The organism is Enterococcus sp. 3H8_DIV0648 (assembly GCF_002140655.1).
GTDB classification, from domain to species: Bacteria; Bacillota; Bacilli; order Lactobacillales; family Enterococcaceae; genus Enterococcus_A; species Enterococcus_A hulanensis.
On record NZ_NGLG01000001.1, the window covers coordinates 1875792 to 1886464 of the forward strand.

Genomic DNA, 10673 nt, shown 5'->3' on the forward strand with positions numbered 1-10673 from the left:
TCGGACGGTCGGTAGAATAAAATCCTTGCTGTGATGTATTTAAATCGTTAGGAATGTTGACTCCTAATAGTTTTTGCTTTAATAGACACAAAAAAGCACTCAGAAAAAATTCTCTGAGCGCATGGTTTTATTCTTTTACAGCTTTTGGAGCTACAAGCAACACACACATTGCTAGACCTAATACGATAAATAGGACTGCCCCCATTACATTGCCCTTCGTCAACATCGCAAAGGCGATCGTACCGAAAAGACTCGCAACCGTTAAAACGATTCCTGATTTTTGGATCCCTGTCAATTTGGCGAAAGAATTTCTAAAACCGATCGTCAATAATAAAGAGCCTACAAATGAAGCAATCCCAAAAATAATGTGTCCAATCAAGATAAGATTTTCCATGTTTCCACCTCCTACAGACCCACTATACTAGAAAGCCTGAAGGAAGACGAAGATTGTGCTTGGAAGAATTACTCCACTTGATACCGCAAAATTGTCCGACGTTTTTCCGGCGCTGTTTTTCTGGCATCGTTTAGATAAATCTCTCTGTGCTGGTAACTTTTGCGTGTGCAGCCATTCTCTTTGACCAATTGATCCATCTTCTGAAATGACGCTGGTTCATCATCGAAAGAACCAAGGTGCAGAATTTGGACACAAGTTCCATCTTCGATCGTTTCAAAACAAAGCTCCTGCAGCAGTTCATTAGGCTCTTTTTTAGCCACTGCAGCAACAGAAGTTTCGAACATTTCCTGAGTGATCCAGTCAGGCTGACGCAGCATGATCTTGTATTCAAAGCTTTCTTTGTCCGTAATATCATCGACATTCTTCGTTGACCAAATACCTTCTAATGGGAAGATCGCAAATTCGGAATACTCAAAATCAGCCTGCAGTTCGGGATGTTCCTTATAAAATTTTTTGAAGCCCATCTTGATATTCCATGCTACTGGATAGAGAACGCCTACTCGTTCAGAAAAATCTTGGTTGTTAGGATTTCCCTCGCCCATAATCGTGAGAAATTTTTGAGGTGGTACCTTCACAATTTCTGCTTTCTTCTTAACACCATATAAGTGCTTTTCCTGTTTTTTCCATTCATACTTCATGTCTTTTCCCTCGCTTTCAACTTTAAGCTCATTATAATGAGTGTAACCTGCAAGCTCGTGTCAGGTTTAGTAAAGATTTTTCAATTGATCGATTTTTTTGATTAATTCATTTCGGACAGACGCTGGCTCTAGGACTTCCACTTGTCCACCAAACGATAGCAGGAAACTATATAAGCTGTCATTCACAGGATATTCTACCGTGACCATTAGACGACCGGCTTTTTCTTCAACCGCGTCAAAATTTTCGTACACACGATACGCCAGCTCTGGAGCAAAAGCTAAGCGAATCGGAGTTTTTTCTGCCGTATAGATTTTTCCTGGCTGAAGGACTTTCTCTGGTGCCTCACGATCAAAGGTTTCAGTCGTTAATTGAAGTTCTCTGATTCGTTTAAGTTTAAAGAGGCGATAGTCTTGTTTTTCACAGCAATAGGCGTAGAGGTACCATTCTCTGGCTTTAAAAATAAGCTTTAGCGGTTCTACTTTGCGCTGAGATCCCGTTTTTTCACGACTAAAATAGTGGATTTTGATGCGCGTTTTGTGGAAAATGGCGTTTTGCAAGGTTTGAAACAGCGATTCATTTTGCGGATTCCAATCGGAAAAATCGATCTCGATCCAATTAGTGGTCTGCTTTTGAAAGACACTGCCTAACTTTTTTAATAATGCCTGATTGCTTTGCTCGTCCACGCCGATTAATCCTTGTAAGGCAGTCAGTATTTGATTTTGTTCTTCTTCTGAGATCAATGAACGATTCAGGACAAAATTCTCAGGCAGGAAAATTCCGCCGCCCTTTCCCTGCGTTGTGTAAACAGGGATTCCCGCAGCGCTTAAGATATCAATATCTCGATAAATCGTTCGGATCGATACCTCGAATTTTTCTGCCAACTCAGGTGCAGTGGTATTTCCTTTATCCATTAAGTAATAAACCATCTGAAATAATCGGTATTCGGCCATGCCCTCACCTCCATGTTTAGTATACCAGCTAGAACCTGCAACCTTGTGTCAGGTTATAAAAAAGCCCTGCTTCTCAAGTCCATTTTGAGAAAAGCAAGGGAAATTTTTTATTTGTTTAAAAATGCTACGATGAAAAAGATCGATGAGATAGCCAGACAAGCGTAACCGGTAAATTTCCCCAGTTTAAGTTCAAAGGCGGTGTACTCTTTTTCGCTTGAGCTGATTAAGTTAGAAAGAAAATAGTATTTCCGAAAAATGATTAGATAAGCCGCGACAGCTCCAGCAGTACCTAGGATCACATATTCGGTAAATAGATCGATGATACTCATTGAACCCAATAAAATCGAAACAATCACAGATAATACGAAAAGGCTCTTAACAGCTAGTTGTTTTTTATCCTTCATTTGACCCACCTCCGGAAAATAGATTTTACAGTTATTATCTATTTTATCATTAGTGATGGTATAATCTTCAACCATATTCACTGAAATTATTATCCGTAGTTGAGCAACAAAATACACCGTTTGGTTTTTCAAACGGTGTAACAATATGTCTTTAAGGTTTGAGCAGAACTTTACCGATGCTTTTGCCCGTCTCCAAAAATTCGTGAGCCTGCTTGCCATCTGCTAGTGAAAACACAGTGGGCTCGCTGATGTCGATTTGTCCTTTGGCGAAGTAGCTGAACAAGCGCTCGCTGCGTATTTTTCGTTCCTCATAGCTGGTCAGGTAATCCCATAGATCGCCTGTTAATATACTTTTTGATTCTGACATCAAAGCAACCGGATCGATTTTTACTGGATCGCCGCCTGCCATGCCGAAAAATACGACTTTCCCACGGTGCTGGATCAACGCTAAGCTTTGCTGGAGCGTGGAGCCGACACCATCGTATGCCGTCACAAATTTCCCCTCAAGCGTTTTAACCCAAGAGGTTTCCCGGCTTGGATAAACCTGCTTCACTCCATGGGATAATGCTAATGCTTGTTTTTCTGCCGATGATGCCGAACCATAGACTTCGATCCCATCAGCCACCAGCATTTGGGAAAGTATTTGACCAACGCCGCCGCTGATTCCTGTGATAAAGACTTTTTCTCCCGGACTATTTTTCCCAAGATCGTGGGCAAGAAAATCGGCGGTCATCCCCTGCAATCCGATGCTTGCGGCTAATTGACTGTCGATTTCGGTCGGCAGCTGAATCGCCTGCTCGCTTTGGACTGCAACATATTCTGCGTTGGCGAACGGTACATCTACAAATAGAACCGTTTCGCCAACTTGCTGTCTCGTTACCTTTGCACCGATTTCAACAATGACTCCAACACCTTCGTATCCATTGATATACGGCTCATGTTTTTCAATATGATAGGTTCCCCTGCGACGATAGATATCCGCAAAATTCAAACCGATGTAATCCACTTTTACTAATACTTCGTTTTCGGTGATGACAGGCTGAGGGATTTCTCCATATCGCAACACTTCACTGCCGCCAAATTTTTCAAAATACAATGCTTTCATGACAGAGGCTCCTTTAGTTATTTCCTCAACTATACTATGACGAAAATTTTTCAGCAAAATATCGGATTGCATTCCTTCCTCCGCTCTGATAGATTTAAATGATCTTAGTTTAATGAGAGGAGCACCATTAATGAAACTAGTAACTTTACCGCAAGCTCTATCTGTTTACAAAGTGTCCGATTTAAAAATGATTGACCTGAGCCAGCAACCATTGTTTATCGGCGTGACTGATGAGGAAACATCGATTGTTTCTGCCACTGATAACGTTCCTGCTGATACGCTTGAACAAGAAGACGGTTGGACAGGGTTTAAGATCGAAGGCGTGTTGGATTTCAGCCTTGTGGGAATTCTCGCCAAAATTGCGTCGCTGTTAGCGGATCGCGAAATTAGTATTTTTGCTGTCTCCACTTACAATACCGATTATATTTTGATCAAAACTGAAAAGTATGAGGCTGCTGCTGCGGCTTTGCGTGAAGGCGGATATTTTGTCTCGTGAGATTTTTAAATCCTCGAAAGAGCCTATGATGGGCTCTTTTTTCATGTCTTTGTCATTTTTTGCAGCCGTTCCAGCCTTTTATCCGAGAAGAAAATAGGGCTTTGGTTGGACGAAACGCTTCCGATTATCTCTTATTATGAGAGTGTAGTAATAAAGCAGAAAAAATAGCGTTGGTTGTTACGGTTGGTAGAAAACGGGAGGATATATAAAATGAAAAGAAATGGATTAGATATTACGGTATTGATTTTGGGGATTGCCTGCATTGGATTAATGACAGTGAACCGTTACATTTTCCGTCCAGTGTGGAAATCAGAAATGCGGACAGAGTTGCGAGAAGTGAAAAATGAACTCAAGAATGACTTAGCCGACAGCCAAGATGAGATAAAGGAAGCTTCTAAAGAAGTGAAAAGCGAACTGAAGGAAAGCGGCAAAGAAAGAAAACAAGCGCTAAAAGAAAGTCACGATGAAGTCAAAGCAGAAATGCAAGAAGCAAAAAATGAACTCAAAGAAACCTTGAGTCTGTCCTATTAAATAGATCAAGACCTTCGATTATGAAGGTCTTTTTATTCGGCTTGCTGCCGTAATTTCTGTTTCAATTCCGTTTGGAAAATTAAAGTAGAAAGAGTCATCAGGATGGCTGCGATAAATAAACTGCTTTTTAAAAGGTTCATCGCCTTAGTATCTGCCAAAAAACCGATGTAAGGTAAATAAAAATGCGGCCTGCCGATCAAATTCCGTTCATGGACCAGCCCCATCTCCGCTTTATCGGAATTATCTCCTTTAACAAAGTAGCCGTCAATATTGTGGTCTACAGCTAAGACTCGCCGCGTCTTGATCGCCTTTCCTTGATTCTCGTAATAGGTAATCGTATCGCCAACATGAATCGGCTCCGTCACATCCTTTACAAAAACCAACCCGCCCTGATTATACTCGGGGGCCATCTCACTATCTGAAATCACATAAGGCATAACATCCATTATTTTAGGAATAACAATCGTCAGTATCGATAGCAGAAACACCAGAAAGATCGAAACAGCATATACAGTCGTTATTTTTTTATTTTTCAAAAAGTCTCCTTCCACCTCCATAAAAAAGAAAAATCATTTATTACCATCATATCACATTCCTCAAAAAAATCTATTTTTTAGTAGATAATTGAATAAAATTTCGAATTTAATTTGAATGAAACCCTTGATATGTTACTATTATCATAGAATTCTAAACTATTTATTTTCTTTTTTTAAATGAAAGGGTGTTGCTTCATCAATGCGAATACATATAAAAAGCGTTTAACTAAAATTCAATCAAAGCGCAGTTTGATTTTAATAATATCCGTTATTTTACTAGCAGTCTCATTTGCCAGCATTAAAATTATGAATGAGATTAAAAAAACAAACGTTGAAGAATTGAAGGCTCGCTGGACCTTTATTATCAAGGATCATTCAGATCATTATATTTTCGGGAAAACGGACCAACGTTTAAGCAACGTGCATCCAAATAATTCCTTAATCATGCAGCAGCAATTAGACATGAAGCTTAAGGACCCTCAACTGGTCGTGCGAACCAATCATCAATGGCTCGCCATCTATGTTGGTGAAAAGCTGATCTACAAATACGGAGCGACTGAAAAGCAAAAGGAGCCCGGCCTTTTACAAACGACGATTCACTTACCTAAGAATTATCAGCGACAGAAGCTGCGGGTCATCACAAAAACACCCTATGAATATTATGCTGGGATTCCTGCCCGTGTATTTATCGGTGAAGCAGCAGATGTAAGCCGCTTTTTTATTCTGCATTCTCTGCCGCAGTTTTTGCTGCTGGTCATGTGCTCGACCTTGATCGTTTTAATGTTGGTATTGCTGTTTCTAAAGCCTAGTACCTCGCGCAAAAGTCTGATTTCATCATTAATCTTGATTGGTTTTACATTCTTAGTGGGCGTGCAATCGATCGTTCTAAACGTTCCGCTCAGTACCTTATTTGGTCCTAAAACGTTGTCGATTCTTTATAATTTGACGGCGATCCTGATCCCAGTTTTTTTGACCAATTATTATTTGCTGCGAACCAAAAAATATCAGCACTATTATCTCTACGGTGTCGGTTCGCAGGTCTTTTTATTAATCTTTGGCTTGCTATGTATCGTTGTTGGAAAATTATCGTTGCCGATTGCCGTGCAGATTTTTAGCGGCTTTAATGTCTTCATGACACTTTATACATCAGCGATCGCTCTAGCTGAATCGGCTGACCACAATCGTTTCTATACTATTTGTTCACCGGGCATCATCATGGCAGCCTTTATCCATTGCTTCTTCTACATCCAGCTGTTTGCCGGAGCCGCTAACCTAACGACAGATTGGCCATTGATTTTGTTTGGCGGGCTGATGCTCTTGATCAGCGGGTATCATTTTGAAGAGGATATCCGCTTTATCCAGCACTATCGGATCAAACAGCAGGCGAAAAAGCAGCAGCTATTATTAGCGCAAGAAAAGCAAAGCAACCTGCTGACGACCTTTAAGCTGCTCACTGAAAAGGAAGCCGCATGGAGTGGTCAAGCGCCTAATTTAGCTCTTTTGCTTCAACAACTGCAGGAGTATTATCAAAAGGAATTTCGCAAACAAGCAAAATTCTTCTCCTGTCGGCTGGAGGTCAAAGAGGACAGCGAAATATTGAATGAAGAAAATCTCGGTCTATTGATCCAGCTGTTCGAGAAATTTTTGACAGATTCCCGTTTTGGTGCTGTCGACATTTCCATTCAGCAAAAGCAGGAACAATTGATTATCGAAAGTAATACGAGTACCTTCACGCGCCATTCTTTTGATGAAACTGTTGCCGCAGCTGCTCCTTCAGATCAGCACGAAGAACTGGCGCATGCCGTCAAACAATCAAATGGCGAGTGGCAGTGGCAAAATAAGGAAAAGCAGCAATACTTTAAAATTACATTGGAGCTATAAAAAAATCAGGAAGCAGTCTTTAAAAGACCGTTTCCTGATTTTTTAGCGTTCAATTTTTGCACTGTCGCTTTGGACAAACTTCCAGACTTCAGATTCGCTGAATTGATTGCAATCACCTTTTACCGTATGTTTCAAGACAGAAGCCGCGGTGGCAAATTCAATGATCTCATCCGGTGAACGATCGTTAAGCAGGCCATGCAATACTCCACCAGTAAAGGCATCCCCGCCGCCGATGCGATCAATGATTGGATCGATCTGATGGTTTTTCGAGGTATGACAAACGCCATCGAGCCACAAAGTCCCCTGTAATTCATTGACACAAGTCGAATGAACGATTCGCTTTGTCGAATAAAAGGCAGTGATATTAGGAAACAGCTCCTGCATTTTCTGATAATAATATGCAGCAGCTGATCCAGCTTCTGGAATCCCTAATAAGTAGATCGCATCCATTTTTCCGGCGGAACAATAATCAACCAAGGGCAAGACCTTGGTTAAAAAAGTCCCGGCTGCTTCTTGGCTCCAGAGATTCTGGCGGTAGTTGCAATCAAAGCTGATTTTGCAACCGGCTTTTTTAGCTGCCTTGATTACCTCAAGAGTTAATAGTTGCCACTGTTCAGACAGAGCGGGCGTGATACCGGAAATATGAAAAAGATCTACTTCAGAAAATAATTCGTCAAGCGTCCATTCCAGTTCACTCACTAACGCAAAGGCGGAATTCTGACGATCGTAAATGACCGAAGTAGCACGCTGTCCTGTTCCTTGCTCCACGTAATAAGCGGCTAATCTGCCATCACCTTTAAGCAAGTAATCTGTCTTTACTCCGTAACTCCTTAAATGCCGTTCCGCCCCTTGTCCAAAACCATTGTCGGCTACCTTGCTGACAAACTGCACTTGGTGTCCAAAATTAGCTAAGGAGACAGCGACATTTGCTTCGCCGCCTCCATAAAATACGTCTAATTGTTGAGCTTGATGAAGGCGAGTACCTGCTTCGGCAGATAAACGCAGCATAATTTCTCCCAAGCAAACGATCTTAGCCATTGGCTTGTCCTCGAATCTCCGCAAGTTTCGCTGCATATTGCTGCGCAATCTCAGTTACCTTCGCAAAGTCGCCTACTGCTGCCGGTGCTAATAGATTGCCGCCAACACCAACGGCTACAACGCCTGCTTTAAACCACGTTTCCATATTCTCAAGATTGACACCGCCTGTCGGCATCAGGTTGATCTGAGGCAATGGGGCTTTGACCGCTGAAACCATACTTGGGCCGCTGACACTGCCTGGAAACAGCTTGATGATATCCGCGCCGCTTTTTAGAGCCTGCTGCATCTCAGTAATCGTCATACAGCCCGGCAGGTAAGGAATCTGATACAAATTGCATAGTTCTGCCGTTTCCGAATCAAAGCTTGGGCTAACCACAAATTCTGCTCCAGCCATAATCGCAAGACGTGCCGTCACTGCATCCAGCACTGTTCCGGCGCCAATGACCACGTCCTGTCCTTGATAAGTTTCAACCAGTTCTTGGATCGCCGCTTGGGCATTTGGCACTGTAAAGGTCACTTCGATCCCCTTCACACCGCCTGCGATGATCGCGTGGCTGGCTTTGACTGCTTCGGTCTGGTCTTTTCCCCGAACTACTGCAATCACTCCGGCTTTTTCTAATCGTGACAAGATTTCCATTCGTTTCATTTCCTTATTATCCCCTATCCATTCAGCAGTGCGCGTTCTAATAAAGCACCCGCTTGATGTTGACCTTCTAGATTTCTTTCGCCTGAGAATTTCAAGACGCGATCCATGTTCGTGATGACTACAATAATCATTGTTTCCTTGCCTTGACTGCGGATGTATTCTAGATCCATTTGAGCGATTTTCGTATCAGCAGTCACTTTATCGCCGACCTTCACTGGCACATCAAAACCTTTTCCATCTAGTGTTACTGTATCAATTCCCATGTGAACCAGGACTTCTACGCCATTTGCAGTCTTAATCCCGATTGCATGTTTTGAAGGGAAGACAGTGGTCACGGTACCAGTAACTGGTGCGAATACTGCGCCGTCGACTGAGTTGATTGCAAAGCCGTCACCCATCATTTTGCTTGAAAAGACTTCATCGGGTACATCTTCCAATGGAACATAGCTGCCTTTAGCAACAGCATGTAAATCCACTTCATTAGTAAAATCGTCTTCTTCTGTTTGTTCTTCAGGAACTAGCATATAAGTGATGACAAATGAAGAGATCAATGCAATCAAAATACCAAGAACAGCAAAGATAAAGTACTGTCCAATATAAGCCGGCAAGCTGAAAATACTTGATAAGATATAGCCGTAGATTCGAACACCGAAGAAGCTGATAAAGGCTGAAGCTACTGAACTGCCGACAGTCGCAGCGATAAAGGCCTTCTTGTATTTTGATAAAATCCCGAATAGTGCTGGTTCAGTAATTCCTAATAGACCGGAAACAGCAGAAGATAGCACAAGTGATTTTTCTTCCTTTGATTTTACTTTCGTATAGATCGCAGCAGTAGCACCTGTGATCGCCATGTTTGCCATGAACATCATCGGCATCAGCATATCATAGCCTTGATTGGCAAAGTTTTGCAGCGCGATCGGGGTCATCGCATGGTGCAAACCTGTAAAGATTGCAATTGGACGAATCGCTCCTACCACGATACCGGCCAAGACTGGCGAGATCGAGAACAGCCAAGCAACACCCGCCGCTAATAAGTTTCCTAGATGGATACTGATTGGCCCAATCACGGTCAAAGTAACTAACCCTGCGGCAAATAATGAAATTGTCGGCGTAAAGACAGTTCGTAAAACCTGCGGCAGCACCTTATCGACCCAGCGATAAATATAGCTTAGTGCTAATACCGCAAAGATGATTGGAATAACTGTACCTGCGTAGTTAAAGACCGGTACAGGAATCACGCCGAATAGTTTGAATGCTGAGATGGAGCCTTCAGCAACTGCGTTGGTCATCGTTGGAAACTGCAGCATCGCAGCAATCGCGACTGCCAAATATTGATTCGTCTTAAAGATTCTAGCAGCCGAAGCAGCTACAAAGAATGGCAAGAACGTAAAGACACCGCTGGCGATCATATCAATGATCAAATACGTATCTGTTTGGTTGGAGATCACATTCAATGCCACTAGTCCTGCCATCAATCCTTTGATCATGCCGGCTCCTGCGATTGCAGGTACGATCGGACCGAATACACCTGAAACGGTATCCATAAATAATGATACGGCACCTTTTTTCTCACCAGTATCCTGCTGACTGTTCTCATCAAGACCTAACTCTTTGGCGACTGGTGCAAAGTAATCGGCCACATCTGTTCCGATCACTACCTGCAGCTGATCGCTTTGATATTTCGTGCCGACGACTTTCGGTATTTTCTCTAACGCTTCATAATCAACCTGCTTCTCGTCTTTTAAATTGAAACGCAGCCTGGTCATACAATGCCAAGCATTATTGATATTGTCTGCACCGCCAACATTTTTAATGATTTGTTTTGCTACATCTTCATGCTTCACTTTTTTTCCTCCTTATTCTTCGAAACGCGCTGAAACGTGTTTCCGTTTTCACACACATAGTAGCATGGTCCATCACACTTGTAAAACCAGTCCTTTTTATCTAAAAACAAAAATAATCAGCTTTATATCAACGTTTGTTAAATATTTAT

At 42.2% G+C, this 10673-nt stretch carries 12 protein-coding genes; 3 read left to right on the forward strand and 9 right to left on the reverse strand.

What is annotated here, in order from left to right; translation table 11 throughout:
• Nucleotides 1-127: 127 nt before the first annotated feature.
• From A5875_RS08710 to A5875_RS08730, 5 genes are all read right to left on the reverse strand, one after another.
• Nucleotides 128-394 (reverse strand): Na+-transporting malonate decarboxylase, carboxybiotin decarboxylase subunit, madB, encoded by a 267-nt coding sequence (locus A5875_RS08710; RefSeq protein ID WP_088933225.1) that lies wholly within the window; start codon nt 392-394, stop codon nt 128-130.
• Between the two features lie 68 nt (nt 395-462).
• Nucleotides 463-1092: a GyrI-like domain-containing protein gene (locus A5875_RS08715; protein ID WP_088933226.1), complete on the reverse strand. Its 630-nt coding sequence runs from the start codon at nt 1090-1092 to the stop codon at nt 463-465.
• Between the two features lie 66 nt (nt 1093-1158).
• Nucleotides 1159-2043: a helix-turn-helix transcriptional regulator gene (locus tag A5875_RS08720; RefSeq protein ID WP_088933227.1), complete on the reverse strand. Its 885-nt coding sequence runs from the start codon at nt 2041-2043 to the stop codon at nt 1159-1161.
• Between the two features lie 107 nt (nt 2044-2150).
• Complete coding sequence (locus A5875_RS08725) at nt 2151-2447, reverse strand: hypothetical protein (RefSeq protein ID WP_088933228.1); 297 nt, start codon at nt 2445-2447, stop codon at nt 2151-2153.
• A 151-nt stretch (nt 2448-2598) separates the two neighbouring features.
• Nucleotides 2599-3552 carry a zinc-binding dehydrogenase gene (locus A5875_RS08730; protein ID WP_088934660.1) on the reverse strand — a complete coding sequence of 318 codons (954 nt, stop codon included), beginning with the start codon at nt 3550-3552 and terminating at the stop codon, nt 2599-2601.
• 130 nt (nt 3553-3682) lie between these two features.
• Here A5875_RS08730 and A5875_RS08735 point away from each other — a divergent pair, with 130 nt between their 5' ends.
• Both A5875_RS08735 and A5875_RS08740 read left to right on the forward strand, forming a co-directional pair.
• Nucleotides 3683-4048, forward strand: coding sequence for an ACT domain-containing protein (locus tag A5875_RS08735; protein ID WP_088933229.1), 366 nt, complete (start codon nt 3683-3685; stop codon nt 4046-4048).
• A gap of 210 nt (nt 4049-4258) precedes the next feature.
• Nucleotides 4259-4579: a hypothetical protein gene (locus A5875_RS08740; RefSeq protein ID WP_088933230.1), complete on the forward strand. Its 321-nt coding sequence runs from the start codon at nt 4259-4261 to the stop codon at nt 4577-4579.
• Between the two features lie 32 nt (nt 4580-4611).
• Here A5875_RS08740 and A5875_RS08745 read toward each other — a convergent pair whose 3' ends face one another.
• A complete protein-coding gene (locus A5875_RS08745) occupies nt 4612-5115 on the reverse strand; it encodes a signal peptidase I (protein WP_242551237.1) in 504 nt (167 codons plus the stop codon).
• 306 nt (nt 5116-5421) lie between these two features.
• On the opposite strand from A5875_RS08745, the gene A5875_RS08750 reads away from it, so the two are divergent.
• Nucleotides 5422-6996 (forward strand): MFS transporter, encoded by a 1575-nt coding sequence (locus A5875_RS08750; RefSeq protein WP_088933232.1) that lies wholly within the window; start codon nt 5422-5424, stop codon nt 6994-6996.
• A gap of 42 nt (nt 6997-7038) precedes the next feature.
• Here A5875_RS08750 and A5875_RS08755 read toward each other — a convergent pair whose 3' ends face one another.
• Genes A5875_RS08755 through A5875_RS08765 form a run of 3 tightly spaced genes read right to left on the reverse strand, consistent with a single transcriptional unit; the run spans nt 7039 to nt 10524 of the window.
• Nucleotides 7039-8034, reverse strand: coding sequence for a sugar kinase (locus A5875_RS08755; protein WP_088933233.1), 996 nt, complete (start codon nt 8032-8034; stop codon nt 7039-7041).
• Nucleotides 8027-8680, reverse strand: coding sequence for a bifunctional 2-keto-4-hydroxyglutarate aldolase/2-keto-3-deoxy-6-phosphogluconate aldolase (locus A5875_RS08760; protein ID WP_088933234.1), 654 nt, complete (start codon nt 8678-8680; stop codon nt 8027-8029). The genes A5875_RS08755 and A5875_RS08760 overlap by 8 nt, the downstream gene beginning before the upstream one ends.
• Nucleotides 8681-8694: 14 nt before the next feature.
• Nucleotides 8695-10524, reverse strand: a complete 1830-nt coding sequence (locus A5875_RS08765; RefSeq protein ID WP_088933235.1) for a glucose PTS transporter subunit IIA — start codon at nt 10522-10524, stop codon at nt 8695-8697.
• Between the last annotated feature and the right edge of the window lie 149 nt (nt 10525-10673).

What these genes read in the sequence shown, in the direction of transcription:
- A5875_RS08710 (WP_088933225.1), bottom strand. Translation starts at nt 394, where the DNA reads ATGGAAAATCTTATCTTGATTGGACACATTATTTTTGGGATTGCTTCA.
- A5875_RS08715 (WP_088933226.1), bottom strand. Translation starts at nt 1,092, where the DNA reads ATGAAGTATGAATGGAAAAAACAGGAAAAGCACTTATATGGTGTTAAG.
- A5875_RS08720 (WP_088933227.1), bottom strand. Translation starts at nt 2,043, where the DNA reads ATGGCCGAATACCGATTATTTCAGATGGTTTATTACTTAATGGATAAA.
- A5875_RS08725 (WP_088933228.1), bottom strand. Translation starts at nt 2,447, where the DNA reads ATGAAGGATAAAAAACAACTAGCTGTTAAGAGCCTTTTCGTATTATCT.
- A5875_RS08730 (WP_088934660.1), bottom strand. Translation starts at nt 3,552, where the DNA reads ATGAAAGCATTGTATTTTGAAAAATTTGGCGGCAGTGAAGTGTTGCGA.
- A5875_RS08735 (WP_088933229.1), top strand. Translation starts at nt 3,683, where the DNA reads ATGAAACTAGTAACTTTACCGCAAGCTCTATCTGTTTACAAAGTGTCC.
- A5875_RS08740 (WP_088933230.1), top strand. Translation starts at nt 4,259, where the DNA reads ATGAAAAGAAATGGATTAGATATTACGGTATTGATTTTGGGGATTGCC.
- A5875_RS08750 (WP_088933232.1), top strand. Translation starts at nt 5,422, where the DNA reads ATGAATGAGATTAAAAAAACAAACGTTGAAGAATTGAAGGCTCGCTGG.
- A5875_RS08755 (WP_088933233.1), bottom strand. Translation starts at nt 8,034, where the DNA reads ATGGCTAAGATCGTTTGCTTGGGAGAAATTATGCTGCGTTTATCTGCC.
- A5875_RS08760 (WP_088933234.1), bottom strand. Translation starts at nt 8,680, where the DNA reads ATGAAACGAATGGAAATCTTGTCACGATTAGAAAAAGCCGGAGTGATT.